Origin of the sequence: Microbacterium sp. LB12 (genome assembly GCF_037150835.1) — a bacterium.
In the GTDB taxonomy this organism is placed as follows: Bacteria; Actinomycetota; Actinomycetes; order Actinomycetales; family Microbacteriaceae; genus Microbacterium.
Genome location: NZ_JBBCPF010000001.1, coordinates 303,080 through 327,940, shown reverse-complemented (window position 1 = coordinate 327,940; position 24,861 = coordinate 303,080). Strand labels below are relative to the sequence as shown.

Annotated in this window: 26 protein-coding genes; 7 read left to right on the top strand and 19 right to left on the bottom strand. The window is 69.6% G+C overall.

Going from position 1 to position 24,861, the window contains the following annotated elements:
* Positions 1 to 32: 32 nt before the first annotated feature.
* Positions 33 to 3,620 carry an efflux RND transporter permease subunit gene (locus WFM69_RS01570; protein ID WP_337000963.1) on the top strand — a complete coding sequence of 1,196 codons (3,588 nt, stop codon included), beginning with the start codon at positions 33 to 35 and terminating at the stop codon, positions 3,618 to 3,620.
* Positions 3,621 to 3,785: 165 nt separating this feature from the next.
* Here the strand turns inward: WFM69_RS01570 and WFM69_RS01565 are convergent, their stop codons facing one another.
* Positions 3,786 to 4,523: an alpha/beta fold hydrolase gene (locus WFM69_RS01565; protein ID WP_337000961.1), complete on the bottom strand. Its 738-nt coding sequence runs from the start codon at positions 4,521 to 4,523 to the stop codon at positions 3,786 to 3,788.
* A 73-nt stretch (positions 4,524 to 4,596) separates the two neighbouring features.
* On the opposite strand from WFM69_RS01565, the gene WFM69_RS01560 reads away from it, so the two are divergent.
* On the top strand, positions 4,597 to 5,295 hold the full coding sequence (locus tag WFM69_RS01560) for a helix-turn-helix transcriptional regulator (RefSeq protein ID WP_337002075.1): 699 nt from the start codon (positions 4,597 to 4,599) through the stop codon (positions 5,293 to 5,295).
* 216 nt (positions 5,296 to 5,511) lie between these two features.
* Here the strand turns inward: WFM69_RS01560 and rplI are convergent, their stop codons facing one another.
* Genes rplI through rpsF form a run of 4 tightly spaced genes read right to left on the bottom strand, consistent with a single transcriptional unit; the run spans position 5,512 to position 7,172 of the window.
* Positions 5,512 to 5,964 (bottom strand): 50S ribosomal protein L9, encoded by a 453-nt coding sequence (gene rplI / locus WFM69_RS01555; protein ID WP_017829849.1) that lies wholly within the window; start codon positions 5,962 to 5,964, stop codon positions 5,512 to 5,514.
* Positions 5,965 to 5,975: 11 nt separating this feature from the next.
* Positions 5,976 to 6,230, bottom strand: a complete 255-nt coding sequence (gene rpsR, locus WFM69_RS01550) for a 30S ribosomal protein S18 (protein ID WP_017203799.1) — start codon at positions 6,228 to 6,230, stop codon at positions 5,976 to 5,978.
* A 56-nt stretch (positions 6,231 to 6,286) separates the two neighbouring features.
* Positions 6,287 to 6,799 carry a single-stranded DNA-binding protein gene (locus WFM69_RS01545; protein WP_337000958.1) on the bottom strand — a complete coding sequence of 171 codons (513 nt, stop codon included), beginning with the start codon at positions 6,797 to 6,799 and terminating at the stop codon, positions 6,287 to 6,289.
* 4 nt (positions 6,800 to 6,803) lie between these two features.
* Positions 6,804 to 7,172, bottom strand: a complete 369-nt coding sequence (rpsF, locus tag WFM69_RS01540) for a 30S ribosomal protein S6 (RefSeq protein WP_337000956.1) — start codon at positions 7,170 to 7,172, stop codon at positions 6,804 to 6,806.
* Between the two features lie 253 nt (positions 7,173 to 7,425).
* Here rpsF and WFM69_RS01535 point away from each other — a divergent pair, with 253 nt between their 5' ends.
* The gene (locus WFM69_RS01535; protein WP_337000954.1) at positions 7,426 to 8,130 is read left to right on the top strand and encodes a hypothetical protein; all 705 of its coding nucleotides are present in this window, start codon (positions 7,426 to 7,428) and stop codon (positions 8,128 to 8,130) included.
* 58 nt (positions 8,131 to 8,188) lie between these two features.
* On the opposite strand, the gene WFM69_RS01530 is transcribed toward WFM69_RS01535, so the two are convergent.
* From WFM69_RS01530 to WFM69_RS01510, 5 genes are read right to left on the bottom strand one after another with little or no spacing between them, the layout of a single operon-like run.
* Positions 8,189 to 9,028, bottom strand: coding sequence for an ABC transporter ATP-binding protein (locus WFM69_RS01530; protein ID WP_337000952.1), 840 nt, complete (start codon positions 9,026 to 9,028; stop codon positions 8,189 to 8,191).
* On the bottom strand, positions 9,021 to 9,830 hold the full coding sequence (locus WFM69_RS01525; protein ID WP_337000950.1) for an ABC transporter ATP-binding protein: 810 nt from the start codon (positions 9,828 to 9,830) through the stop codon (positions 9,021 to 9,023). The genes WFM69_RS01530 and WFM69_RS01525 overlap by 8 nt, the downstream gene beginning before the upstream one ends.
* Positions 9,827 to 10,738 carry an ABC transporter permease gene (locus tag WFM69_RS01520; RefSeq protein ID WP_337000948.1) on the bottom strand — a complete coding sequence of 304 codons (912 nt, stop codon included), beginning with the start codon at positions 10,736 to 10,738 and terminating at the stop codon, positions 9,827 to 9,829. Before WFM69_RS01520 ends, WFM69_RS01525 begins: the two co-directional genes overlap by 4 nt.
* Positions 10,735 to 11,796: an ABC transporter permease gene (locus WFM69_RS01515; RefSeq protein WP_337000945.1), complete on the bottom strand. Its 1,062-nt coding sequence runs from the start codon at positions 11,794 to 11,796 to the stop codon at positions 10,735 to 10,737. The genes WFM69_RS01520 and WFM69_RS01515 overlap by 4 nt, the downstream gene beginning before the upstream one ends.
* A gap of 11 nt (positions 11,797 to 11,807) precedes the next feature.
* Positions 11,808 to 13,394 carry an ABC transporter substrate-binding protein gene (locus tag WFM69_RS01510; RefSeq protein WP_337000943.1) on the bottom strand — a complete coding sequence of 529 codons (1,587 nt, stop codon included), beginning with the start codon at positions 13,392 to 13,394 and terminating at the stop codon, positions 11,808 to 11,810.
* Between the two features lie 150 nt (positions 13,395 to 13,544).
* On the opposite strand from WFM69_RS01510, the gene WFM69_RS01505 reads away from it, so the two are divergent.
* A complete protein-coding gene (locus WFM69_RS01505; RefSeq protein ID WP_337000941.1) occupies positions 13,545 to 14,132 on the top strand; it encodes an Lrp/AsnC family transcriptional regulator in 588 nt (195 codons plus the stop codon).
* Positions 14,133 to 14,136: 4 nt separating this feature from the next.
* On the opposite strand, the gene WFM69_RS01500 is transcribed toward WFM69_RS01505, so the two are convergent.
* Genes WFM69_RS01500 through WFM69_RS01490 form a run of 3 tightly spaced genes read right to left on the bottom strand, consistent with a single transcriptional unit; the run spans position 14,137 to position 16,117 of the window.
* Complete coding sequence (locus WFM69_RS01500) at positions 14,137 to 14,493, bottom strand: hypothetical protein (RefSeq protein ID WP_258134253.1); 357 nt, start codon at positions 14,491 to 14,493, stop codon at positions 14,137 to 14,139.
* Between the two features lie 23 nt (positions 14,494 to 14,516).
* Positions 14,517 to 15,113, bottom strand: coding sequence for a GNAT family N-acetyltransferase (locus WFM69_RS01495; RefSeq protein ID WP_337000937.1), 597 nt, complete (start codon positions 15,111 to 15,113; stop codon positions 14,517 to 14,519).
* Positions 15,110 to 16,117 carry a hypothetical protein gene (locus tag WFM69_RS01490; protein ID WP_337000935.1) on the bottom strand — a complete coding sequence of 336 codons (1,008 nt, stop codon included), beginning with the start codon at positions 16,115 to 16,117 and terminating at the stop codon, positions 15,110 to 15,112. Before WFM69_RS01490 ends, WFM69_RS01495 begins: the two co-directional genes overlap by 4 nt.
* Positions 16,118 to 16,237: 120 nt before the next feature.
* Here WFM69_RS01490 and WFM69_RS01485 point away from each other — a divergent pair, with 120 nt between their 5' ends.
* Positions 16,238 to 17,206 carry a hypothetical protein gene (locus tag WFM69_RS01485; RefSeq protein ID WP_337000933.1) on the top strand — a complete coding sequence of 323 codons (969 nt, stop codon included), beginning with the start codon at positions 16,238 to 16,240 and terminating at the stop codon, positions 17,204 to 17,206.
* Positions 17,203 to 18,309, top strand: a complete 1,107-nt coding sequence (locus WFM69_RS01480) for a hypothetical protein (protein ID WP_337000931.1) — start codon at positions 17,203 to 17,205, stop codon at positions 18,307 to 18,309. Before WFM69_RS01485 ends, WFM69_RS01480 begins: the two co-directional genes overlap by 4 nt.
* Before the next feature lie 226 nt (positions 18,310 to 18,535).
* Here WFM69_RS01480 and WFM69_RS01475 read toward each other — a convergent pair whose 3' ends face one another.
* Positions 18,536 to 19,846, bottom strand: a complete 1,311-nt coding sequence (locus WFM69_RS01475) for a glycosyltransferase (RefSeq protein WP_337000929.1) — start codon at positions 19,844 to 19,846, stop codon at positions 18,536 to 18,538.
* A 64-nt stretch (positions 19,847 to 19,910) separates the two neighbouring features.
* On the opposite strand from WFM69_RS01475, the gene WFM69_RS01470 reads away from it, so the two are divergent.
* Positions 19,911 to 20,552 carry a TetR/AcrR family transcriptional regulator gene (locus WFM69_RS01470; protein WP_337000927.1) on the top strand — a complete coding sequence of 214 codons (642 nt, stop codon included), beginning with the start codon at positions 19,911 to 19,913 and terminating at the stop codon, positions 20,550 to 20,552.
* Positions 20,553 to 20,565: 13 nt separating this feature from the next.
* Here WFM69_RS01470 and WFM69_RS01465 read toward each other — a convergent pair whose 3' ends face one another.
* The 5 genes from WFM69_RS01465 to WFM69_RS01445 form a co-directional block, all read right to left on the bottom strand.
* Positions 20,566 to 21,069, bottom strand: coding sequence for a GNAT family N-acetyltransferase (locus WFM69_RS01465; RefSeq protein WP_337000925.1), 504 nt, complete (start codon positions 21,067 to 21,069; stop codon positions 20,566 to 20,568).
* Positions 21,062 to 21,343: a type II toxin-antitoxin system TacA family antitoxin gene (locus tag WFM69_RS01460; protein WP_337000923.1), complete on the bottom strand. Its 282-nt coding sequence runs from the start codon at positions 21,341 to 21,343 to the stop codon at positions 21,062 to 21,064. Before WFM69_RS01460 ends, WFM69_RS01465 begins: the two co-directional genes overlap by 8 nt.
* Positions 21,344 to 21,391: 48 nt before the next feature.
* Positions 21,392 to 21,784, bottom strand: coding sequence for a DUF779 domain-containing protein (locus WFM69_RS01455; protein WP_337000921.1), 393 nt, complete (start codon positions 21,782 to 21,784; stop codon positions 21,392 to 21,394).
* 59 nt (positions 21,785 to 21,843) lie between these two features.
* On the bottom strand, positions 21,844 to 23,394 hold the full coding sequence (gene exaC / locus WFM69_RS01450; protein WP_337000919.1) for an acetaldehyde dehydrogenase ExaC: 1,551 nt from the start codon (positions 23,392 to 23,394) through the stop codon (positions 21,844 to 21,846).
* A 111-nt stretch (positions 23,395 to 23,505) separates the two neighbouring features.
* The gene (locus tag WFM69_RS01445; RefSeq protein WP_337000917.1) at positions 23,506 to 24,834 is read right to left on the bottom strand and encodes a GAF domain-containing protein; all 1,329 of its coding nucleotides are present in this window, start codon (positions 24,832 to 24,834) and stop codon (positions 23,506 to 23,508) included.
* Positions 24,835 to 24,861: the final 27 nt, after the last annotated feature.

Below are 24,861 nucleotides of genomic sequence, written 5' to 3'. Positions count from 1 at the left end.
CGTCGATCCAGCCGAAAGCACCCTCTCGCTCCATGTCGTTCCTCACTCGCGCCAGCCTCAAGAACCGCCTCATCATCTCGCTCGCGACACTCGCGATCGTGGCCCTCGGTCTCATCGCGATGAACTCGCTCAAGCAGGAGCTGATGCCGTCGATGCAGGCGCCGACGGCGTACATCAGCGCACAGTCGCAGGGCCTCGCGCCGGAGGAGATGGCCGGCAGCGTGACCGAGCCGCTCGAACAGGCGGTCCGCGCGGTGCCCGGCGTCACCAGCGTCACCTCCACCACGTCCAGCGGCGACGCGCAGATCCTGGTCGAGTGGACCTTCGGGGAGGACGACGAGGAGACGCTGCGCACCATCCGCAGTGCGACCGAGTCCGTCAAGGCGACGCTCCCGGCCGGCTCCGAGGTGCAGGTGGCGTCCGGAGGCGCAGCCGACCTCCCGGCCATGGTGCTGAGCGCAGGCGCCGGCGGCGATCAGGAGGCGTTCGGCGAGACGCTGCAGCAGACGGTGGTCCCGGCGCTGCAGGCTGTTCCGGGCGTGCGGACCGCCCAGCTCTCCGGCCAGGAGACGCAGCGGATCACGATCGACCTGCGCCCCGCGGACGTGACCCGGCTGAAGGTCGATCCCTCGACCCTCGGGCCGCTCCTCGAGACGCACGGCGCCGCACTCCCGGCCGGGCAGGCGGAGTCCGCCGACGGCCCCATCTCGGTCACAGTCGGCGCGCGCCTGGTCACGCTGGAGGACATCCAGGCCCTCTCGGTGCCCACACCCGACGGAGCCGTCACGGTCGCCGACTTCGCCGACGTCGCGGTCGAGACCGTTCCGGCCAAGACCATCTCCCGCGTCAACGGCAAGCCCGCGCTCACCCTGCAGGTCACCCCGACGCAGGGCGCCAACGTGGTCGACATCTCGCACGGGGTGAACGCCGAGCTCGACCGCCTCGCGCCCACCCTCGACGCCGAGTTCGTCACCCTGTTCGACCAGGCCCCCTACATCGAGCAGTCGATCCACGACCTCTCCGTCGAGGGTGGACTCGGCCTGCTGTTCGCGGTGCTGGTCATCCTGGCGTTCCTGCGGTCATGGCGCTCCACCGTCATCGCCGCCGTCTCGATCCCGCTGTCGCTCCTCATCACGCTGATCGGCCTGTGGTGGAGCGGCAACACGCTCAACATCCTCACCCTGGGCGCCCTCACGATCGCGATCGGGCGCGTCGTCGACGACTCGATCGTCGTGATCGAGAACATCAGCAGACGACGCGGCGACGGCCCGCTGACGGTCGAGGGTGTGGTCGCCTCGGTGCGGCAGGTCGCGGGCGCGATCACCGCGTCGACCCTCACCACGGTGGCGGTGTTCCTGCCGATCGCGTTCGTCTCCGGTGTCACGGGCCAGCTGTTCCGCCCGTTCGCGATCACCGTCACCGTCGCCCTCATCGCATCGCTCGTGGTGTCGCTCACGATCGTGCCGGTGCTGGCCTCCTGGTTCCTGAACAGGGCGCCGAAGCACCGCGTCGCCGGCGACGCCGACACCGCCCTGGAGGCGGGGGACGAGGCGGTGCCGTCCGAGCTGGACGAGATCCACACCGCTCCCGACCGTCTGCAGCGCACGTTCATGCCGGCCCTGAACGCGACGCGCCGCCACCCCGCCATCACGCTCGTCGTGTCGGGCCTGCTGCTGGTGCTGACGCTCGGCATGACCCCGTTCCTCCAGACCGACTTCCTCGGATCCTCGGGGCAGGCGAGTCTGCAGGTCGTGCAGACTCCGCCGAAGGAGGCTTCCGCCGACCTGGTCGCCGCGGCGGCTCCGGTCGAGAAGACGCTCGGCGGAGTCGAGGGCGTCGCCGACGTCATCACCTCCATCCCCGTCCCGATGCCGGGAACGCCGACCTCCATCACCTACGACCTGCAGCTGGAGTCGGGCGCCGAGCCCGCGAAGGTGGAGGCACGGGTGCAGAATGCGCTCGACGACGTGCCCGACGGCGGTGACATCGCACTCTCCTCGCAGGATGCGTTCGTCTCAGGAGCCGGCGACGGCATCGCGCTGCAGATCGCCGGCAACGATCCGGAGGCGCTGCGCACCGCGAGCGACCTGCTCGAGAAGCAGCTCGCCGGAGCCGAGGGCGTGCGCTCCGTGAAGAGCGAGCTCACGGGCGAGCAGCCGGTGCTGCGTGTGAAGGTGGACGAGCCCCTGGCCGCGCGTCTCGGCTTCGACCGGGCGACGATCGCGAAGGCCGTGCAGGGCGCTCTCGCCGGCACGACCGTCGGCACCCTCATGTTCGATGGGCAGACGCGCGACATCGTCGTGCGCACCCCGGGCTCGGAGCGCACGGCCGACCGACTCGGCGAGATCATGCTGCCCGTCACTCCGCAGCAGACCGCCGAGGCGCAGAAGGCAGCCGCCGACGCGCTCGAGGCGAAGGCACAGGCCAAGGCCGACGAGGCACAGGCCAAGGCCGAGAAGGATCTGAACTCGCAGATCAGCACCGCCACGAAGCAGCGCTCCGAGCTCGCCGGGCAGATCGGCACGCTGAACAAGCAGCTCGCCGAGCTGTCGGCCGCTCCCATCGTGCCCGCGGACCTGCTGGACCCCGACACGGAAGCCGTCCTGAAGGCGCAGCAGGAGCGTGCCGAGCAGCTCGCCGGCCTGCAGAGCGCGATCGAGGGTGCGCAGTCCGGCGTGAAGGCGGCGGACGAGCAGATCAAGGCGCTGCGTCAGGCGAAGACCGATGCGGCCACCCAGCAGGCGGAGGCCGAGGCGACGCAGGCCGAGCAGAAGGCCGCGTCCGAGGTCACCGGCACGGCGATCCCGCTCTCGGCGATCGCGACGGTCGAGGAGGAGCTCACCGCTCCGACCATCACGCGTGCCGACGGCGAGCGTCAGGTCACCCTGACCGTCACCCCGAAGGACGGCGCGCTCACCGCGGCGAGCCGCGCGATCGACAAGGCCATCGCCGACATCGACCTGCCGGACGGCGTGACCTTCGAGCAGGGTGGCGCATCCGCGCAGCAGGATGAGGCGTTCGGGCAGCTCGGCCTGGCCATGCTCGGCGCCATCGTGCTGGTGCTGCTGGTCATGATCGCGACGTTCCGCAGCTTCCGCGGGCCGCTCGTGCTACTCATCTCGATCCCGTTCGCGGCGACCGGCGCGATCATCGGTCTGCTCCTCACCGGAACCCCGCTGGGCCTGCCGGCACTGATCGGTCTGCTGATGCTCATCGGCATCGTCGTGACGAACGCGATCGTGCTCATGGACCTGGTGAACCGCCTCCGGGGCGCCGGTGCGAGCCTCGATGAGGCGGTGGAGCACGGCACCCGTCTGCGGCTGCGTCCGATCCTGATGACGGCCGCGGCGACGGTGTTCGCGCTGGTCCCGATGTCGCTCGGGCTGACCGGTGGCGGGGTGTTCATCTCGAAGCCGCTGGCGATCGTGGTGATCGGCGGGCTCGTATCGTCGACTCTGCTCACCCTGGTGCTGGTGCCGGTGCTGTACACGCTCGTGGAGCGCAGCCGTGACCGTCGTCTGGCCAAGCGCGCCGACCGCCGTGAGCGTCGTGAGGAGCGTCGTTCCGAAGCTCATGCCGCGACCATGGACCTCGACGACCTCACCACCGACACCCCCTGACCGCCGGTCCCCACGGCCCACGGCCGCACGCCCCACGGCCGCACGCCCCACGGCCGCACGGTGTCGTGCACCCTCCCGTCCACCTGTCGGGAGGGTGCACGCATGTCGGGAGCACCCACGGCGATCCGCCCGACATCCGCGCATCCTCCCGACATCCGTCCAGGGTCAGGAACGCACGGCGGCGGAATGCACGAGTTCGGCGAGGTCGCGGGGGCGGCTCCACATCGGCCAGTGCCCCGTCGGCAGGTCGACCATCTCGACGTCCTCGAGCGTCGCGACCTCGGCGAACATCGGATGCCCGGCCTGGGCGAGCTCCTGCACCTGCGCACTCCGGATCGAGCAGCAGATGAAGGTGGTGGGAATCCGGCGACGGTCGTCGTTCGCGAGCACGACAGGACGCCCGACCACCGGCCCCGGTTCGGGGACCGCACGAGTCCGGAAGCGATCGAGCACCTCCGCGCTCAGTCCGTCGAGGCTCGCCTCCTGCGCGAGCACGTCGAACGGCGGCAAGGGCAGCCCCTCGGTCTGCGTGGGAGGCTCCACGGCCGACGCGGGCGCCGGGCTCACAGGACCGGAGTCCACCCACACCACCCGCGCGACGAGCTCGGGATGCCGATCGAGCACGACGCTGACGGGAGCATTGGCCCCACTGTGCACGACGATGATCGCCGGCTCATCGGCGGAGACCCCGAGCTCCGAGAGAGCGTCCGAGATCGCCGTCGCCTGATCGTCGAGGGTCCTCGTCGCCCGCGCGGGGTCGGCGGGATCGAGGCCGGGGAGCGTGATCGCCACCGCGCGGACATCGGTGGACCGCAGGTGCGCGAGGACCTCGTCCCACGCCCATGCGCCCAGCCAGTATCCGGCGATGAAGAGGATGGTCGGAGTGCGCGTCGTCGTTGTCATGTGTCCACTGTGCGGCACGCTCCCGGCAGGTGTGTGTCACTATTTATGTCATGAAATTCTGGGATCGCTGCGCATGAAGCGCGCCGAGCGCTTGCACGCCCTGACGGAGATGCTGCGCCGAAGCGGATCGCACGGGACCTCCGCCGAACGGCTGGCGCGGGAGTTCAGCGTGTCCGTCCGCACCGTCAAGCGCGACCTCGCGGCACTGGAACGCAGCGGCGCGCCCCTGTGGTCCCGTCCCGGTCCGGGTGGCGGGTACGGGTTGGCGGTCGGTGCGAGCTTGCCGCCCGTCAGCCTCTCCCCCCCACAGGCGGTGGCTCTCATGGCGGCTGTGTCCGCGGCACCCGACGCCCCCTACTCCGATCTGGCCGCGGCCGGCGTGCGCAAGATCGTCGATGTCCTCGATCCCCGCACACGTGCGCGCGCCGACGAGCTCGCCCACCGCGTCTGGGTCGATGCGCCACCGCCGTCGTCGCGCGCGATCCGGTCCGCACTGGAGGAGGCGATGGCCGAACAGCGGGTGGCCCGCATCCGTTACACCGCCCAAGACGGGGCGACGACCACGCGCGACGTGGAACCCGTGCTGTTCGCCTCCACGAATGCCCAGTGGTACCTGGTGGGGTGGTGCCGACTGCGCGATGCGATGCGGTGGTTCACCGTGTCGCGCATCGAACGGGCCAGCGTCACCGCGACGCCATGCACCGGCCACACCGTCGAAGAAGTCGGCGCTCCTCCCAAGAACGCCCGTCCGGTCCATGGGAGGGAGGACTGACCCCTCCCCCCGCGCCCGTCCGCCCGTCCCCCCGCGCGTCCACCTGTCGGGAGGGTGCACGCACGTCGGGAGGAACCGCGGCGAGTCGCCCGACATCCGCGCATCCGCCCGACATCCGTCCCCCGCTCGGGACCCCCGTCCCCCGCTCGGGACCGTCCCCGCCGGGAACGCAGAACGCCCCCTGTCCCGGAGGACAGGGGGCGTTCGATCCGTGCCTTACTTGGCGGCGACGACCTGCAGCGTGATGACTGCGGTGACGTCGTCGTGCAGACGCACGGTCGCCTCGTGCTCACCGGTCACCTTGATGGGCGACGTGATGTGCACCTTGCGCTTGTCGATCGAACCCAGGCCGGCGGCTGCGACAGCATCCGCGACGTGGTCGGTCTTGACGGAGCCGAAGAGACGACCCTCCTTGCCGGCCTTGACCGTGAGGCGCACCTTGGTGCCCTCGAGAGCGTTCTTCAGTGCGACAGCGTCGTCACGATCGTGGATCGCGCGTGCCTGACGCGCGGCCTGGATCGAAGCGACCTGCTTTTCGCCACCGCGGGTCCACGCCGTAGCGAAGCCCTGCGGGATGAGGAAGTTGCGGGCGTACCCGTTCTTGACCTCGACAACGTCACCGGCGCTACCCAGCCCGGCGACCTCGTTCGTGAGAATCAGCTTTGCCATCTCGATACCCCTTACCGGCCGGCGCCAGCGTAGGGCAGGAGCGCCATTTCGCGCGCGTTCTTGATCGCCGTGGCGATCAGACGCTGCTCCTGCACCGAGACACCGGTGATACGACGGGCACGGATCTTGCCGCGCTCCGAGACGAACTTGCGGAGGGTGGCGACATCCTTGTAATCGATGACACCGACCCGGATGGACTTCGCGGGAGCAGCGTTCTTCGCGCCCTTCCGCGGCTTGCGGCGGTCGCCGCTCGACTTTCCAGCCATTGTTTTTCCTTAGTGATGAGCGGATGCCGGCCGTCGGGACCGGATCCAGAAGTTGTTCAGAACGGGGTGTCGTCGCCGAAGCTGCCCGGAGTGCTCCAGGCATCCGCGCTGGTCGACGAGCCGGGCGTGGACCACGGCTCCTCCGACACCTGCTGCTGCGCGGGACGAGACTGTCCGCCGCCGCCACCGCCGGCACCGCCGGTCGAGGCCGCACGGGTGACCTGCGCGGTCGCGTACCGGAGCGAGGGGCCGATCTCGTCGACCTCCAGCTCGATCGCGGTGCGCTGGTTGCCCTCGCGGTCCTGGTAGGAGCGCTGACGCAGACGGCCCTGCGCCATGACGCGCATGCCCTTCGTCAGCGAACCCGCCACGTGCTCGGCGAACTCGCGCCAGACGGACGCACGGAGGAACAGCGCTTCGCCGTCCTTCCACTCGTTCGCCTGACGGTCGAAGTTGCGCGGCGTCGATGCGATGGTGAAGTTCGCCACCGGCAGCCCGTTCTGCGTGTACCGCAGCTCGGGGTCGGCCGTGAGGTTTCCCACCACGGTGATGACGGTTTCGCCGGCCATGGGATCAGGCCTTCGCAGCCTTGGCGGACTTGCGGGCGGCCTTCTCCTCGGCGCGCTTCGCCTCGGACGCGATCATCGCCTGTGCCTCTTCGGCACGCAGCACCTTGGTGCGCATGATCTGCTCGTTCAGCTTCAGCTGACGGTCGAGCTCCTGCGTGGCGGCGCTGGTGGCGGTGAAGTTGACGACGGCGTAGATGCCCTCGTTCTTCTTCTGGATCTCGTAGGCCAGACGGCGCTTGCCCCAGATGTCGACGTTCTCGATCGAGCCACCATCGTTGGTGATGACCTTCAGGAACTTGTCGAGCGTCGGGGCGACCTGGCGCTCGTCGATCTCGGGGGTCAGAATGACCATGAGTTCGTACTGGTGCGTCACTTACCCACCTCCTTCGGACTAGAACGGCTCTCGGGACTTTCCCGGGAGCAGGAGGGTGTGTGCACGTGCCCGCCCCGGGAATCCCGAATGGATGCCAGAAGGCAGACAACCTCGACAGTCTACCGGAATCGCCCCGGAGCCGCGAATGGGCGGGAACCGGAGGCTCCGGGTCGTGCCGGCACGCGATGTTTTGGCATGCTGGGAAGAGTGCCCGGTGACGGTCATCGGACACTCGACCAAGAGGGGGGACGCCATGCGCGTCAACAAATGGGGGGTCGGCGTGATTCTCGCCGCCGCCATGCTGCTCACCGGATGCTCCGGCAGCGGTGCGGACACCACCACGGAGAAGAAGCCCAGCGCCGGTGCATCTCAGGAGGCGGAAGCGCCCCAGAGCGACTGCCCCGAGCTCGCCGAGGGCGTGACGGTCGACGGCTCCGCGTTGGGAGCGTGCATCACGACCGCCATGGAGGACTCGGACGGCTACGCCGCGAAGATGTCGATCCTCGGCATGGAGACCACGGCGCGGTACAACCCGTCGACGAAGGCCGCCGAGCTGACCACGCCCATGGGCTCGGTCGTGACGATCGGCGACGAAGCCTGGGTCAAGTCGTCGACGAGCGAATGGCAGGTCGCCGACCCGAACTCGTCCGACCCCATCATCGCGGGACTCAGCACGGCCGCCGCGACCGCGAGCAGCACCGACCCCGCGACCGCGGCCGGCTCCCTCACGGGTGACGTCACCGTCACGGGCAAGGGCAGCCGCCTCGGCCAGGACGTCTACATCCTGACCGGCACGATCGACCAGGACGGCGTCTCGGTCGAGATGACCTACGAGGTCACCGCCGACTACGTCGTGCTCGCGACCACGGGCGCCACGGAGGCGGCCGGTCAGTCGATCGAGACCTCGCTGGAGGTCACCGAGTGGGACGTGAAGCAGGACATCGTCGCGCCCATCTGAGCGGGCGGATGACGAAGCGGGCCGGGGCAGCAGCCCCGGCCCGCTTTCGTGTCTGCGGTCAGTACATGACCGGCGGGACCTCCGCCCACACCGTGCGGTCGTCGACCGAGGGTGCCGCGGGGATGCGGCCGGTGCCGTCCGGCTCGGGGATCGCCGCCAGCAGCGCCTGCGTGTAGGGATGCTGCGGTGCCGCCCAGAGTGCATCCGTCGGACCCGACTCGAGCACGCGGCCACCGAACATCACGAAAGTGCGATCGGCGATACGGCGCACCACGGCGAGGTCGTGCGAGATGAACAGCATCCCTGCCCCCGACTCCGCCACGAGGTCGCGCATGAGCCCTGCGACGCTGGTCTGCGTCGACGCGTCCAGCGCCGAGATCGGCTCATCGGCCACGAGCAGCGACGGGCGTGCGGCCAGAGCCCTGGCGATCGCGATGCGCTGCTTCTGCCCGCCGGAGAACTGGTGCGGGAAGCAGCTGCTCACGGTCGTCGGCAGTCCCACGCGGTCGAGCCACTCGTCGACCGTCGAACCTTCGGCGCCGCGTGCGCGCGCTGTGGCGATGCCGTCGGCGATCTGGTCTCCGACGCGACGGCGCGGGTTCAGCGAGGTCGACGGATCCTGGAACACCATCTGGATGCCGGTCATCGCGGTCGGACGCCGACGGATGCCGAGCGGAGCCACGGGGGCGTCGCGGAAGCGCACGGTGCCGCCCGCGATCTTCTCGATGCCGACGACGGCACGGGCGAGGCTGGACTTGCCGCTGCCCGATTCGCCGACGAGGGCGACGGTCTCGCCCGCGGCGACACTGATCGATACGCCGTTCACGGCGATCACGGGCGGGTTGCCCGGGTAGCGCACGACCACATCGTGCGCGTCGAGGACGGCGACCTCACTCATCAGCGGCCTGCCCTTCCGGTGCGTCATCGATGCGCGATCCCGGCAGGGCCGCGAGCAGCATGCGCGTGTACTCGTGCTGCGGGTTCAGGAACAGGGTCTCGCGGTCGGCGAGCTCCACGATGTGTCCGTCCTTCATGACCGCGACCGTATCGGCGATCGCGCTCATGACGCCCAGGTCGTGGGTCACCAGCAGCACCGCGAGGTTGCGCTCGATCGCGAGGTCACGCAGCAGCTTCAGGATGCCGGCCTGCACCGTGACGTCGAGCGCCGTGGTCGGCTCGTCGGCCAACAGCACCTCGGGGTCGCAGGCGAGGGCGCACGCGATCGCGATGCGCTGACGCTGACCGCCCGAGAACTGATGCGGATACCGCTTGAGGGCTTCGGCCGGGTTCGGCACCTGCACGGTCTCGAGCAGTTCCACCGCCCGCTCCCGCGCGGCGGCACCCTTGAGCCCGAGGTGCACGCGCATGTGGTCGGTGAGCTGGCGGCCGACGGGCAGCTGCGGGTGCAGCGACGCCGACGGGTCCTGGAACACCATGGCGATGCGCGTGCCGCGTACGCGGTTGAGGGCACGGCGCTTGAGCCCGACGAGCTCCTCCCCCGCGAGCGAGATCGACCCGCCGATGCGCGCCTGACGCGGCAGGAGTCCCAGCACCGCGAGCGAGGTGAGCGTCTTGCCGGAACCGGATTCGCCGGCGAGCCCGTGGATGCGGCCCGCCTCGAGCTCGAGCGAGACGCCCTTCACGAGCGGCCGTCCGATGTCGATGGTCAGATCGCGGATGCTCAGCGCGGAGGCGGTCATGCGGCCACCCCCGTCGCGGAGGCCTTGTGCTCGGCCGCCTTCTCGTGCGTGACCTCGGCGGTCGGGTCGAGCACGTCGCGCATCGCGTCGCCGAGGAAGTTGAACGCCAGCACCACGGTGAGGATCGCGAGGCCGGGGAACACTCCGAGCCACCATGCGTCGAAGTTCTGCATCGCACCGGAGATCATCGACCCCCACTCGGCGGTGGGCGGCTGCGCGCCGAGACCCAGGAAGGAGAGGCCGGAGAGCAGGAGGATCGCGGCGCCGATGTCGAGCGTCGCCAGCACCAGGACGGGTCCGGCGATGTTCGGGAGGATGTCGACGAACAGGGTGCGTGCGGGCGAGTGGCCCAGCAGGCGTCCGGCGATCACGTAGTTCTGACCGCGCAGGCCGAGCACGATGCTGCGCGTGACGCGGGCGTACTGCGGCCACGACACCACGATCGCCGCGATCACCGCGTTGAACAGAGACGGGCCGAGCGAGGCGGCCACCACCATCGCGAGGATCACGGTCGGGAACGCCATGAACAGGTCGGTGATGCGCATCAGGGTCTCGTCGACCCAGCCGCCGAAGTATCCGGCGAGCGCGCCGATCAGCGTGCCGATGACCATGGCGGCGATCACGAGCATGAGCGCGAGCGGGAGGCTGACGGTGGCACCGGTCATCAGCCGCGAGAAGATGTCGCGTCCGTTGCCGTCGGTGCCGAGGAGCGTGTCGATGCCCGGTGCCTGCAGGCGCGGCAGCACCTGCGCGTTGGGCGGGTACGGCACCCACCACTGCGCCGTGAAGGCCACGATGATCCAGGCGCCGGCGATGACGGTGCCGATGATGCCGAGCGGGGTGCGCCAGGCGCGGGGCCAGCGGAAGCGGAAGCGCCCGGCCGGTGTGGCGGCGGCGATGCGGCTCATGCGATCCTCACTCTCGGGTCGAGCACGCCGTAGAGGATGTCGACGATGAAGTTGATGAGGAGGTAGATGATGCCGACCACGAGTCCGACGCCCATGATGCCGGGCAGGTCGAGGTTCGCGGCCGAGTTGTAGGCGTAGGTGCCGAGCCCCGGCCAGGCGAACACCGACTCGACGAGCACCGTGCCCGAGAGCAGGGCGCCGAACGCGACGCCGACGACGGTGAGGATCGGCAGCGAGGCGCCGCGGAGCACGTAGTCGAGGATCACGCGCATCGCGGGCAGGCCCTTGGCCCGGGCGGCGCGCACGTAGTCGCTGCCCAGCACTTCGAGCACCGAGGTGCGGATGAAGCGCGTGAGCAGGCCGATCGTCACGAGCGAGAGCACCATGACCGGCAGGGCGAGGTGGGCGAGCGCGTCGAAGAAGCCGACTGCGTCGCCGTTGAGCAGGTAGTCGACCGTGTAGAGGCCGGTCACGCGCGGGGGCGGCGTGATCGCCGGCGAGATGCGGCCGGAACCGGGCGCGATGCGCAGCTCGAGGAAGAAGACGTAGAAGCTGACCAGTGCCAGCCAGAACGTCGGCACGCTGAGCCCGATCAGGGTCACCACGCGGATGACCTGGTCGGTGACGAGACCGCGACGGTAGGCGGCCAGGGTGCCGAGCACGATGCTGACCGCGAGGCTCACGATGATCGCGCCGATCGCGATCTCGATGGTCGCGGGCACCGCGGTGGCGAGGTCGCTGGTGACCGGGCGTCCGGTCACCAGCGACGTGCCGAGGTCCCCGCGGAGCAGGTTCCCCATATAGATGAAGTACTGCACGAACAGTGGCTGGTCGAGACCGTGCTCCTTGATGAACGCCTCGCGCGTCGCCGGGTTCTGCGACGCACCCTCACCGAGCGCGGCCGAGACCGGGTCTCCCGGCACCAGGTTGGTGAGCGCGAACGTGACGATCGTCACGCCCACCAACAGGAGCAGGGAGGTGCCGGCCCGCCGCAGCAGGTATCCGGTCAGAGGTGATCGGCGCCGCTGCGCCTGCCTCTGCACCGCCACTGTCGTCATGAGTGTTCCGTTCAGCCGGCCGGCGTGATCTCGGCGATGTCCATCTCCCACACGGAGTTGTACACGGCGCCCTTCACGCTGTCGACGGAGGAGATGTTGCGACCGGGCACGATCAGCGGGACGAACGGGCCCTCGGCCTGCATCGCCTCGGCGAAGGCGGTGAAGGCGTCGGTACGGGCCGCGGTGTCCGTGGCGGCGGCGGCATCCGCGGCGATCGCGGCGATCGCCGGGTTCGCCTCAGCGGCCCAACCGGCACGGAGGCCGACCTTCAGACCGGGAGCGAAGGGCAGGAAGTTCGCGGAGTCCGCGTAGTCCGGGCCCCAGAACCACAGGCCGAAGCCCTCGGTGCCGTTGACGTATGCGTCGAGCTCGGTCGCGAACGGGGCCGGGGCGAGCTCGACCGTGATGCCGGCATCCTCGAGCTGCGCCTGCACGCGCTCGGCGAGCGGGGTGAACTCCACGCCACCGACCGGGTAGTCGTTCGGGAACTGCAGCTTGAGGGTCTGACCCGTGTAGCCCGCCTCCGCGAGCGCGGCCTTGGCCTTCGCGAGGTCCTGCTTCACGCCGCCGTCGAGGGCACCCTCGAATCCGGGCGGGATGACGCCGGTCGCCTGCACGGATCCGGCACCGGCGAGCTCGAGCAGGGAGTCGTAGTCGAGCGCGTAGCGGATCGCCTCGGCGATCTTGACGTTCGCCAGGTCACCGGCGACCGCGGAGGACTGGTTCAGCAGCAGGAAGATCGTCTGGCCGGAGGGAACCGAGTCGACGGTGATCGTGTCGCCGAGGCCGGCGACCTGGTCGCCGTTCAGGTCCATCGCGACCATCGAGTCGCCGCCCTTGAGGTTGGCGAGTTGCGTGGCACTCTCCGAGACGTTGCGGACGACGACGCGGGAGTATGCCGACTTCTCGTCGCCGTTGTACTCGTCGTTCGCCTTCAGCACGACCTGCGAGCTGAGGTCGAGCGTGTCGAGGACGAAGGGACCGGAGCCGGCCGATGCGCCGTCGAGGTACTTCTGCGCGGAGTCGCTGCCGTCGGTCGCGCCGCCGTTCTCGATCACGACGTCGGAGTTGACGATGCCGAGTGCGGGGTTCGCGAGGATCGCCGGCAGCTGCAGCAGCGGGGTCTCCGAGGTGAACTCGATGGTCTTGTCGTCGACCTCGGTGATGGTGAGTCCGCCGAGCAGGAAGTTCGGCTTGGCGTCTTCCATGCCCTGGATGCGCTGCAGCGAGAACACGACGTCCTTCGCCTCGATCGGCGAGCCGTCGGAGAAGACGCGGTCGCCCTCGAGCGTGAAGGTGAACTCGGTCGCGGTGTCGTTCTGCTCCCACGAGGCCAGACCGGGCACGGGGGTCGAGACGTCGGAGCCCTTGAAGTCGACGAGGGTCTCGTACAGGGCCTTCGCGATCATGTTGCCGGTCGGGTCGTAGGTGTGACCCGGGTCGGTGGTCTCGATCGAGAACGCGGTGTCGATGACGAGGGAGTCGGAGCCCTGGGAAGACCCGCCGTTGTTGGCCGAGTTCCCTCCCGAGCATCCTGCGAGCGCCAGGAGCGCGACGGCTCCGAGCGCGATGACCGGCGTGATACGGCGTGACGACATGAGGGCCTCCAAAGGCGAGGAGTACATTCGGGTGAGTCGCCACCGATGTGGACGACCGTGGATCAGATTCGCATCATATGCGACGATGTGTCCAGCAAGAGCGGGTCACGTCGGCACGCTCTGTCCAGAACCTCGGATGTGGGGAGCAATATGTCCAGCAAGGATGCGGATCAGTCGAAGCATTCTGGACGAAGTGCCGCTCCACTGGACCAGACGGCGTACAGAATCCTCGATGTGCTGCGGGATAACGGTCGGGTCTCGATCGCCGCCCTCGCGGACAAGGTCGGGATCTCCCGGGCCAGCGCCTACACACGGGTCGAGTCGCTCGTGCACGACGGGGTCATCACCGGGTTCAGCGCCCGGGTCGACCAGGCCAAAGCCGGGCTCTCGATCGGAGCGCTCGTGTTCGTCACGGTGATGCCGCAGGCGTGGGCGTCGTTCCGGGAGCGGGTGCTGGAGATGCCCGATGTCGAGTGGTGCGCGATCACGACCGGCGAGCACGACGCGATGCTGCTGATCCGCGCGGTCGACGTCAGCGGCGTGCACGAGTTCTCCACCGGAGTCATCGCGCAGCTGCCCGAGGTGCGCACGGTCGTGAGCGTGGTGGTGCTCGACGAGGTGATCCGCCGCCCCTATCTGCTGCCCGCCGACCTGCCGGAGCGCGACACCGAGATCCCGCTCGGGATGACCCGATGGACGCCCGCCTCACCCGGCCGCGACACCCTCCCGCCGCGCTGAGGCGTCAGGCCGCGATCTCCTCGCACACGCTGAGCTGCGGGAGGCCGTGCATCTCGTAGTGCTCGACCAGGCGGATGCCGCCGTCGTCGGTGAGCTCCAGCTCGCTCTCGCCGTCGCCGGTCACGACCGTGCCGTCGGCCTTGAGCACGTGCACGAACGACACCCAGATCGTGTCGCCGGTGCGCGTGCCGACGAATTTGCCGAAGGTGACCGTGTCGCCCTCGTACCCGCCCCAGATCGCACCGTCGCGCTCGAAGTACTCGAAGATGCTCGGGGATTCGGGGTCGACCGCAGAGGTCGTGGACGAGACCATCCGGAAGCGGCGGCCGTCGAGGGAGGGGAGGGTTGCAGTCGCAGTCACATCCTCGATTATGGGGGATGCACTCACCGGTCGGTCGCGGTCGGCGACTCCCGCCACTCGTCGGCGAGGAGCGCGTACACGAGCAGAGTGGTCCATTCGCCCTTGAACCATTCGCTCTCCACGAACCGCGCTTCACGCCGGAATCCGAGCCGCTCGGCCACCCGTGCCGACGAGGTGTTCCGCTCATCGAGGCGCGCCACGATCCGGTGCAGGCCCAACCCGTCGAAGCCGAGCGCGAGCAGGGCGGCCACCGCTTCCGTGGCATAGCCGCGCCCTCCGGCGCCCGGGTCGAAGATGTAGCCGACCTCGCCGCAGCGGTCGGTCTCGCTGCGCCAGAACAGCACGACATCGCCGACGAGCGCGCCCGATTCCCTCTCCTCGACGGCGAGCGCCACGGCATCGCCCTCGCGCGTGAAGACGGTGTTCGACCAGGTCGTCGCGATGCGCTGCTCGACGTCGGCGAGCGTCAGCGGAGGGTACGGCACGTAGCGCACGGCGTCCGGATCCGACTTGTAGACGTGCATCGCCTCGGCGTCGGTCGGGACGATGGGGCGCAGGAGCAGTCGATCGGTGCGGATCGGGTACTCGGGCGCGTGCCCGACCGGTGCGTCCCCGCTCATTCGAGGTCCAGGGAGAGCAGGCCGGGGAACTGAGCCGTCCTCGCACGCACGGCGAGGAGGAGGTCGCCGTAGCCGGGGGTGATCTGGACGCGCGCGGACTCCAGCAGGTGCGTCGTCGTCTTCCCCCCGGTGCGCGCGAAGCGGATGCGCTTGACGGGGTACGCGGGCGGCGTGAGCCAGATGCGGCGGAGCTGCGCGTAGGGGATGTCGACCCCGTCGAGCCGGATGCCGTGGGAGTCGACGGAGACCTGCGTGGGGATCGACCGCACGACGCGGCGGCGCTGCGCGGCGCCGATCCCGAATCCGATGGCGGCAACCGCGGCGAACGGGGCGAGCAGGATGAGCGCCGAGAGCTCGCCATCGAGGAATCCGGGCACCAGGGTCAAGAGCCCCACCGCCACCGCGATGACGAGAAGCACCACGGCGGCGATCGTGATGCGTGCGGCGAAGCGCCGCTCCCCCGTGCCGTCCACCGTGAACTGAGTCGGCAGCTGGGCGGCGGCGCGGGCCGCATCCACCGGGTCGTCGAACACGGGCTGCGCGATGGGATTGAGCGTCGCCATCAGCTCATTGAACAGCGGCCGCGTGTAGCCGGGCAGCTCGATCGTGATCTCGCGGTCGCCCGTGTGCACGATGAGCGCTCGGGTCGTGCCGCTGGGGAGTCCGTTCGTGCGGTGCTCGGTGATCTTCGAGCGGAAGGCCGTCGTCGCCCGCGCGTAGGTCTCGCGACTGCCCGCCTTGCCGATCTCGACGGTGTCCGGGCGTACGACGATCCGGATGTTGCGGAACCAGAAGAAGCCGGCGAACACCGCCACCGTGAGGGCGATCGCGACGACGAGCACGAGCTGCCCGCGGGTCGAGATGTTCATGTTGCGGGGCAGGAACTGCGGCAGGATGAACAGCGTCGCCGCGGAGAGCACGGCGGAGAGCACGATGGCCCCGAGCGCGGCGCGCAGCGGATGGCGGCGGAAGACCCGTTCCACGGACACGGCCTGATTCAGCATTCGCATTCTCCCCCGGATGATCGGCTCGCCTGACGCGGTTCCCACCGTAGTGCCGCGGTCGGCCACGTCAGTAGTGCGCGTGGTCGAATCCGTGGGAGCCGACCCGGGTACCGTGGTCGCATGGAGTGGATGTCCGATCCCTCGGCGGGGGCATGGCTGCGCGCGCGGCTCGACGCCGGCTACGAGACCATGCACGGGGTCGTCCCCCGGGGCTTCCCCGCGTACGCACGCGTGTTCCATCCGGCATTCGTGCGGTCGCTGCCGGACCGCGGTGTCCCGACGTCCGACGAACTGATGCGGATGCCGGAGTCGGAGCGGCAGGCGCTCGTGGATCGGTTCATCGATGAGCCCGCGTCCTGGGCGGACACGGCGGCCGCCTTCGGCACGACCCTGCACCCGCTCGCGCAGTGGCAGCGGATCGTGCGGACCCCGGTCGACGGCGACTGGCGCACGCGCATCGCCCCGGACGGGCGCGAGTTCACGGCACCGATGGAGGGCGAGCTCGAGCCGGAGGTGCTCGCCGCGATCGCCGCGCACCTCGTGGACCACACACAGACGCCGGACACCGGTTTCGCCGCGCTCTGGGAAGGCCGCGGCGGTCTGCTGGGCTTCTTCGGCATCACTCCGTCGCGCGCATTCCTGACGTTCACGGACGACCCGAACCATCAGGCGATGCTCGACCGCAGCGCGCACGACCCGTTCAACAACGTCTTCCGCAAGCCCACCTGGCAGGAGGGCATCCTGTCGCGGGAGATCTCCGAGGGCCCGCGGTTCTCGCTGCCGGGGCGCGATCATGTGCTGTTCTCCGCGGCGCCGCGCGCGTTCGCCGACCCGGACTGGGTACTGCGTGTCCCCTGGCGCGATCGGCCCGGCGAGGAGCACGGCTTCCCGCCGGCCGCCCAGAGCCCGAGCCTCCTGTGGCCGGAGGATCACGCCTGGGTGCTGGTGACCGAGGTCGACTTCGACTCGACGATCGTGGCCGGATCCTCGGAGCTGATAGCCGCGATCTGCGCGGACGAGCGGCTGGAGGCGCTGCCGCTCCCCGAGGGTGCCGACCTCACCTGGGACGCCGACGCGGTGAACCGGTGACCGTGCAGCCGTCGACCTTCGACGCGCGTCCCCTCACCGACCCGGTCGACCCGGCGGCTGTGCGTGCGTTCGCCGCCGAGTTGCGGTCTCGCCAGGCGACCGGTGTCTCGGCATCCACCGTCATCGGCATCGTGGCCGTATCGATCGCCGCGGTCGTGATGATCCCGGTGCTGGCGACCGTGATCGTGACGTTCGCCTCATTCGGGGGCTCGTCGTTCGCCGGGGTCGTTCCCCTGCTCCTGATCACGCTGTTGCTGGCGGCAGTCGGTGTGATGATCTGGCTCGGCGTGCGCAACGCGCAGGCCACGCGGTACCGGCTCCACCGTTTCGCGCAGGCCAACGGGATGTCCTACGAGGCCAAGGTCACCGACCCTCCCCTGCCCGGGATGATCTTCCAGCTCGGACGCTCACGGCAGTCGACCGACCTGATCCGCGGCAGCCGACCGCGTTTCGTGGAGTTCGGAAACTACCAGTACACGGTGCAGACCGGGAAGAACTCGACCACCTACCGCTGGGGTTACGTGGCCGTGAAGCTCGATGTGCCGCTGCCGAACATCGTGCTCGACGCGAAGGGCAACAACGGGTTCGGCTCCAACCTGCCGGCGTCGTTCCGGAAGGCGCAGCGCCTGTCGCTCGAAGGCGACTTCGACCAGCACTTCACGCTGTACTGCCCGGCGGGATACGAGCGGGATGCGCTCTACCTCTTCACGCCCGACATCATGGCGCGATTCATCGACAACGCCGCGGAGCTCGACGTCGAGATCGTCGACGACTGGCTGTTCCTGTACACGCAGCGCAAGGCGTCGACGCTCGACCCGGCCACCTGGGCGTGGCTGTTCGGCGCGGTCGGCGCCCTGCTGACGAAGTTCGATCAGTGGGCGCGCTGGCGCGACGAGCGTCTCATCGCCGAGAACCCACCGGCTGTGGCATCCGCCCCGAGTGCGCCGGGACACGCGCTGCCGTTCGCTCCGCCGGCCGGGATGCTGACGCCACCGCCGGGGGTCGCGCCGCAAGGGCGCCGACTCAAGCGCGGGGCGACGTGGGTGCCCATCGTCGTCGTGGTCGGGTTCGCGATCTTCTGGATCGTGAGCCGCCTGTTCTGATGCGGGGCCCGAGTGTGGGGGTGGGTGCCGGCTGGGGACCGAACTCCCACCCCATCCCCCCTCGGGATCGAAAAGAGATCGACTCTCCCTCCGCATGACGGCCTCGCCGTCGCGCCTGCGGTCCAGCTGGGGACTGACACCGTTCGGCGGATAACAGAATGGTATACCGGGCGGGGTTGCAGCACGTTGCATCCATCCGGCTGAATGCGCTTTCATCCCCAGGGGATCATCGCGCGTCGGCGCGGGAGGCGACCCACCGCTCGACGAGTTCGTCGAGCGCTCCGTCGAGCGAGCGCCAGGCGTCGGCGGCGCGCATCTCCGCTCCGATGCGTTCGGCGTTGCCCCGGAACGACGGAGTGGTCAGCACGCGGTCCACAGCCCTGGCGACCTGCTTCGGCGTCGCGGTGCTCGTGCGCAGGTTCACCCCGGCGCCGGACCACCCGACGCGCGCGCAGACCTCGACCTTGTCCTCGGTCTGTCCGGCGACCACGAGGGGGATGCCGTGCGCGAGGGCCTGCTGCACACCGCCGTAGCCGCCGTTGGTCACGAGCACGTCGACCAGGGGCAGCAGCCGGTCGTAGGGCAGGTACTCGGCGACGCGCACGTTCGACGGCAGCACCCCGGCGAGCGCGTGGACCGTCCGCCCGCCTGTGGAGACCACGACCAGCACGCCGGTCGCGGCGAGTGCGCGGATGGTCGGCAGCACGAGCTGACCGAAGTCGGAGTTGGCGATGGTGCCCTGCGTCACGTGCACGACCGGCCGGGACCCGTCGAGGTCGGACCACCAGGACGGCAGTGCCGGGTCGGACGGAGTCGGAGGCAGTGGTCCGGCGAACGTCACACTCGCCGGGAGGTCGGCGCGCGGGTACTCGAACTCCGGCACGGTGAACTGCACATAGGCGTCGGCGCGGCCGGCCCAGTCGAGGACGAAGCCACCCAGGTCGCGCCCCACCTCGCGCCGTGCCATCTCGTCGGCCTCGCGCTGGACACCGCCGAAGATCGCGCGTTCGGCGACCGTGCGCAACGCCGCGTTGCGCAGTCGCCCGATCAGCCCGGGCAGTGGAGTCACGCCGAGTCCGAACGGTGCGGTGTCGGCGCTGCGGGCACCGAGCGGGAAGATGCCGAGCACGACGACGGGCGGCCGCTCGTGCGCAGGGAGCAACTGCAGGAGCGCACCCCCGACGAACAGCGGTTCGGTGAGCACGGCATCGACGGGATGCGATGCGAGTTCCGCGCGCACCGCGGCGAGCTGCGCGGCGCCGGGCCGCACGAAGAGGGTGCTCATGTCGAAGCGCAGGGCGGCGGGACCCGTGAGTCCCACGCGTTCCGGGAAGGCACTGTCGGCGTCGTCGAGGTCGACGTCGGCCTCGGCGGGAAGCGGGATGAAGCGCGCACCGGAGGCGTTCACGCGCTCGGCGTAGCGGCTGCTGGTGAGGAAGCTCACCTCGTGGCCGCGGGAGAGAAGGTGGCGTGCGATCTGGAGCAGCGGCACGACGTGCCCGTGCGCGGGCGTGCAGGTGATGAGGTAGCTGGACATGGCGGATTCTTTCCCTAAGATTGAATGTACCGTCGAAGTATTCATCACCCCGTTAGGAAAGTCAATGGTTGAGGCCGCTCCCCGCGCCTACAGATCGGAACTGCGCGCCCGCCAGGCACAGGAGACCAGGACGCGCATCGTCGCCGCGTCGGCGCGTCTGTTCGCGACCCAGGGGTATCAGGCCACCACGATCGCCGCGATCGCCCGTGAAGCCGGGGTCTCCGCCGAGACCGTGAAGACCACCGCGGCGAAGGCCGAGCTGCTGATCGCCGCGTTCGAGGTGACGTTCTCCGGATCAGAAGCCGCCGAGACCCTGACCGACACGGAGGTCGCCGCCGGGGTGCTCGACCTTCCCGACGAGATCTTCCTCGATGCGGTGCTCACCCAGATCACCACGGCGAACGCCCGCGGTCACGGCCTGTGGACCGTCCTGCTCGGCGCGGCGCTGTCCGACCCCGTGGTCGACGAGGCGCTGCGCCGCATCCTGGAGCACCGTCGCGCGGACTACCGACGCCTGGTGGCCGAGCTGCTGCGCCGCGGCATCGCCTCCCCCCGCGCCGACGACGACGCCACGGCCGACGCCGTGTCGTTCCTGCTCTCCCCCGAGAGCTACCAGCAGCTCGTCGTGCAGTCCGGGTGGGATGCCGATCGCTACAGCGCCTGGCTCCGCGCCGCCGTGCTCGCCGAAGTCGCCGCCGACCGCTGAGCGCGCGGCCGGCTCACGCGGTCAGCGTCGCACGGGCGTCCTTCGTCAGGAGGAACAGGGTGCGTCGCGCATCCGGGAACGGCGTGAAGCCGAACCGCTCGTAGAACGGCACGACCTCGTCGGAGATCGCGTGCACGAGAAGGGCGTGGATCCCGATCGTCGCCGCGGCATCAAGGGCACGAAGCGTCGCGTGCTGCAGCAGGGAGAATCCGAGTCCACGACCTGCGAACTCCTGGTCCACCGCCAATCTGCCGAGAAGAACGATCGGGATGGACGACGGCATCGCCGCCGCCAATGGCGGAGGCCCGTCTCCGCGGTCGATCGCGCTCGACGCGAGACAGTAGTATCCGGCGACCCGGCCCTCCCGGGTGACCGAGACCATCGTGCGCGAGGCCCCGCTCTTCTCATTGCGGCGCGCGCGGCCACGGAGCCAGATGTCGAGGCTCTCCTCCCCGCACCGGAAGTCCGAGAGCCGATCGCCCACCGCGAGCGGTCGCGGCGTGAGGAACTCAGTCAACGAAGACGGACTCGCGGCTCAGGAGTTCGCGCAGTCCGGTCACGGTGCGGGCCGGGCGGTCCATCACCTTGACGAACGCATCGAAGCGCACGGCATCGACCCGCAGTCGTCGTTCGCGATCGATCACCTCCTGCGCCCGTTCGTACAGGGCTGACGCCGAGAAGTCGGTGACCGTGCGCCCCTCGATCGCAGCGGCCTCCTCGATCGCCTCCTTCTGCTCCGCGGTGACACGGAACTCGAGTCGGGCGTTCTTCAGCGGAGGGGATGCACTCATCCGACCAGTGTACGGCAGATCTCCGTACACCGGCCGGTCCGTTCGCGCTCAGCCGCGAAGCCCGAAGTACTCCAGCTCCGCGTCGTTCAGCATCCGGGAGCGGATGAGGAACCGCATGCCCGTCGGTCCCTCGACCGAGAACCCGGCACCGCGCCCCGGCACGACGTCGATGGTGAGGTGCGTGTACTTCCAGTACTCGAACTGCGACTCCGACATGTAGACCTCGACGGGAGCGTCGAGTCCCACGTCGAGGTCGCCGAGCCGCACGTCGCCGGGGCCGGTGAGGAACATCCCGACTGGGAAGCACATGGGGGCCGAGCCATCGCAGCATCCACCCGACTGATGGAACATGAGCGGGCCGTGCTGCGCGGTGAGCTCGCGGACGAGGGATGCCGCGGCATCCGTCACGTCCACCCGTTGATGGGTGCCGATGCTGGCCATGGACCGACCTTCCGGACGTGGGTCCGGGCGGACGCCGCAGCGCCCGCCCGGGGAACGGATCAGAAGAAGCCCATCGGGCCCTCCGCGTACGAGACGAGGAGGTTCTTCGTCTGCTGGTAGTGGTCGAGCATCATCTTGTGGTTCTCGCGCCCGACGCCCGACTGCTTGTACCCGCCGAAGGCGGCGTGCGCCGGGTACTGGTGATACGTGTTCGTCCACACGCGACCGGCCTCGATCGCCCGACCGGCGCGATACGCGGTGTCGCCGCTGCGGCTCCACACCCCGGCACCGAGGCCGTAGAGGGTGTCGTTGGCGATCGAGATCGCGTCGTCGAATCCGTCGAACGAGGTGACCGAGAGCACCGGACCGAAGATCTCCTCCTGGAAGATGCGCATGTCGTTCGTGCCCTCGAACACGGTCGGAGCGACGTAGTACCCCTCGCTGAGGTCCCCGCCGAGATCGACCCGCTCGCCGCCGGTGAGCAGCCGCGCACCGCCCTGCTTCCCGATGTCGATGTAGCTGAGGATCTTCTCCAGCTGGTCGTTCGACGCCTGGGCGCCGATCATCGTGGCCGGGTCCAGCGGGTTGCCCTGCACGACCTTCTTCACCCGCTCGAGGCCGTCGGCGAGGAATCCGTCGTAGATCGAGCGCTGGATGAGCGCGCGCGAGGGGCACGTGCACACCTCGCCCTGGTTCAACGCGAACATCGTGAAGCCCTCGAGCGCCTTGTCGTAGAACGGGTCGCTGGTCGAACGGGCCACATCCTCGAAGAAGACGTTCGGGCTCTTGCCTCCGAGCTCCAGCGTCACGGGGATCAGGTTCTGCGACGCGTACTGCATGATCAGGCGTCCGGTCGTGGTCTCGCCGGTGAAGGCGACCTTGCGGATGCGCTTGTGCTGCGCCAGCGGCGCGCCCGCCTCGATGCCGAAGCCGTTCACGATGTTCACCACGCCCGCGGGGAGCAGGTCGCCGATGATCTCGAAGAGGAACAGCAGGGATGCCGGTGTCTGCTCAGCCGGCTTGATCACCACGCAGTTGCCTGCGGCGAGCGCGGGCGCGAGCTTCCACACCGCCATGAGGATCGGGAAGTTCCACGGGATGATCTGACCCACCACACCCAGCGGCTCGTGGAAGTGGTACGCGACGGTGTTCTCATCGAGCTGGCTGATGCCGCCCTCCTGTGCGCGGAGAACGCCGGCGAAGTAGCGGAAGTGGTCGATCGCGAGCGGGATGTCGGCGGCGAGGGTCTCACGCACCGGCTTGCCGTTCTCCCACGTCTCGGCGACGGCGATCTCCTCCAGGTGTTGTTCGATGCGGTCGGCGATGCGGTTGAGGATCACGGAGCGCTCGGCGGGGCTGGTCTTGCCCCAGGAGGTGAACGCCTGCCAGGCGACGTCGACCGCGCGGTCGATGTCCTCCGCGGTGCCGCGCCCCACCTCGGTGAAGGGCTTGCCATTGACGGGGCTGACGTTCTCGAAGTACTGGCCTTTGACGGGTTCGACGAACTCGCCGCCGATGTAATGGCCATAGCGGGGGCGGTAGTTCGCGACGGCGCCGGGCTGGCCCGGGGCCGCGTAGGCGAGGGACACGTCTTCTTCGACGATGCTCATTGGGGGTCTCCTTCGACATGCCGTGCGTCGGTGCAGCGGCTTGTGCTCCGAAGGTAGGTCGCGCGGGGTTGCGCCCCGATGCGCAACGTTGCGCGGGGTTGCGGTGCGCGTTCAGGCCTCGAGGCGCTCGATCCTCGACACGAGACCTGCCCGCTTCGGCGAGCGTGCCGGGAGCATCTCCAGCGCGAGGCGCAGCACTTCCGCATCGCCCTGACCCTCGGGGATCTCCGCATACGAGAGCAGCACGTCCAGACTCGCCTCCGACAGCATCACCTCGCGCAGTGCGGACCGCACCGATTCGCGGAACTCCTCCACGCCGGGCGACGTCGACTCCGGCAGCACCGGCCCACGGTACGCGGTGAGCGCGACCCGGTGCGCACCGCGGTCGAGCAGGGACAGCACGTCGTGCGCATCCGTGTCGAGGGCGACCGGCAGCCGGTACGGACGGGATTCGGGGACGAGGTCGGGGGCCGTGCGCTCGAGCACCTTGCGCAGGCGCACCATCTCCGGTCGCAGCGTGTCGGTCGAGACCTCCGGGCCATAGACGAGTTCGCACAGACGCTCGGCCGACAGGCCCTGACGGTGCACCGCGAGCATCAACAGGATCGCCGCGTGGCGTGCGCTCAGGTCGATCATCGCCTCTTCGTGCGCGGCCTCGGTCTCGAGGCGCGCCCGGTCGCGGCCCAGCACGTGCAGGGTCGCCCGCACGGTGGACGGCGTGTGCGCCTTCGACCCTGCCGAACGGGGGCGAGGAGTCTCGCTGCGCTGCCGCAGTCGCGCCACCATCAGCTCCGACTCGACCGCGCGCGCGGTCGCATCGACCAGGAGTCGCGCCTGCGGGCTCACGACGTCCGGTCCGCCCGTGATGTCGATCACGCCGAGCACGCGCTGCGTCTCCGGATCGCGCACCGGGGCGGCCGTGCAGGACCACGGGTGCACCAGACGGTTGTAGTGCTCCGCGCCGCGGATCTGCACCGACTGGCCGAGGGCGAGGGCGGTGCCGGGCGCACTCGTGCCCACGGAATCCTCCGACCAGTTCGCCCCGGCGACGAAGCCCATGCCGTCGGTGAGCGAGCGCAGCTGGCTGTCGCCCTCGATCCACAGCAGACGGCCCGCCTGATCGCCGACCGCGATGATCACGCCGGTGTCGTCCGACTCGCCGGGGAGCAGCAGCGCACGGATCATGTCCATCGCCGAAGCGAGCGGGTGGGCGAGCCGATAGGCGTCGAGCTCGTCGCTGACCAGTTCGATCGGCGGAGCCCCCTCCGGTCCGACCCGACCGCGCCAGGATCGCTCCCACGACTCGCGGACGAGGGGACGCACCTCCTGCAGACGGCGGTCGTCGAGGTTGCCGGCGAGCAGCTCCTCATGCGCACGCTCGATGAGCAGTCGCGATGTCGGCGGAAGTGACTCGCGAGCTACCTGCCACGGCGCAGACACAGCGGTCTCCGATCGTCGAGAGCGTGC

Excerpts from the sequence above, each read along its gene's own strand:
- WFM69_RS01490 (WP_337000935.1), bottom strand. The coding sequence starts at position 16,117 with ATGCTGAATCAGGCCGTGTCCGTGGAACGGGTCTTCCGCCGCCATCCG.
- WFM69_RS01495 (WP_337000937.1), bottom strand. The coding sequence starts at position 15,113 with ATGAGCGGGGACGCACCGGTCGGGCACGCGCCCGAGTACCCGATCCGC.
- rpsR (WP_017203799.1), bottom strand. The coding sequence starts at position 6,230 with ATGGCTGGAAAGTCGAGCGGCGACCGCCGCAAGCCGCGGAAGGGCGCG.
- WFM69_RS01475 (WP_337000929.1), bottom strand. The coding sequence starts at position 19,846 with ATGTCCAGCTACCTCATCACCTGCACGCCCGCGCACGGGCACGTCGTG.
- WFM69_RS01535 (WP_337000954.1), top strand. The coding sequence starts at position 7,426 with ATGCGCGTCAACAAATGGGGGGTCGGCGTGATTCTCGCCGCCGCCATG.
- WFM69_RS01545 (WP_337000958.1), bottom strand. The coding sequence starts at position 6,799 with ATGGCCGGCGAAACCGTCATCACCGTGGTGGGAAACCTCACGGCCGAC.
- WFM69_RS01460 (WP_337000923.1), bottom strand. The coding sequence starts at position 21,343 with ATGAGTGCATCCCCTCCGCTGAAGAACGCCCGACTCGAGTTCCGTGTC.
- WFM69_RS01485 (WP_337000933.1), top strand. The coding sequence starts at position 16,238 with ATGGAGTGGATGTCCGATCCCTCGGCGGGGGCATGGCTGCGCGCGCGG.
- WFM69_RS01455 (WP_337000921.1), bottom strand. The coding sequence starts at position 21,784 with ATGGCCAGCATCGGCACCCATCAACGGGTGGACGTGACGGATGCCGCG.
- WFM69_RS01530 (WP_337000952.1), bottom strand. The coding sequence starts at position 9,028 with ATGAGTGAGGTCGCCGTCCTCGACGCGCACGATGTGGTCGTGCGCTAC.
- WFM69_RS01505 (WP_337000941.1), top strand. The coding sequence starts at position 13,545 with ATGTCCAGCAAGGATGCGGATCAGTCGAAGCATTCTGGACGAAGTGCC.
- rplI (WP_017829849.1), bottom strand. The coding sequence starts at position 5,964 with ATGGCAAAGCTGATTCTCACGAACGAGGTCGCCGGGCTGGGTAGCGCC.
- WFM69_RS01560 (WP_337002075.1), top strand. The coding sequence starts at position 4,597 with ATGAAGCGCGCCGAGCGCTTGCACGCCCTGACGGAGATGCTGCGCCGA.
- WFM69_RS01570 (WP_337000963.1), top strand. The coding sequence starts at position 33 with ATGTCGTTCCTCACTCGCGCCAGCCTCAAGAACCGCCTCATCATCTCG.
- WFM69_RS01515 (WP_337000945.1), bottom strand. The coding sequence starts at position 11,796 with ATGACGACAGTGGCGGTGCAGAGGCAGGCGCAGCGGCGCCGATCACCT.
- WFM69_RS01510 (WP_337000943.1), bottom strand. The coding sequence starts at position 13,394 with ATGTCGTCACGCCGTATCACGCCGGTCATCGCGCTCGGAGCCGTCGCG.
- WFM69_RS01470 (WP_337000927.1), top strand. The coding sequence starts at position 19,911 with ATGGTTGAGGCCGCTCCCCGCGCCTACAGATCGGAACTGCGCGCCCGC.
- WFM69_RS01520 (WP_337000948.1), bottom strand. The coding sequence starts at position 10,738 with ATGAGCCGCATCGCCGCCGCCACACCGGCCGGGCGCTTCCGCTTCCGC.
- exaC (WP_337000919.1), bottom strand. The coding sequence starts at position 23,394 with ATGAGCATCGTCGAAGAAGACGTGTCCCTCGCCTACGCGGCCCCGGGC.
- WFM69_RS01565 (WP_337000961.1), bottom strand. The coding sequence starts at position 4,523 with ATGACAACGACGACGCGCACTCCGACCATCCTCTTCATCGCCGGATAC.
- WFM69_RS01525 (WP_337000950.1), bottom strand. The coding sequence starts at position 9,830 with ATGACCGCCTCCGCGCTGAGCATCCGCGATCTGACCATCGACATCGGA.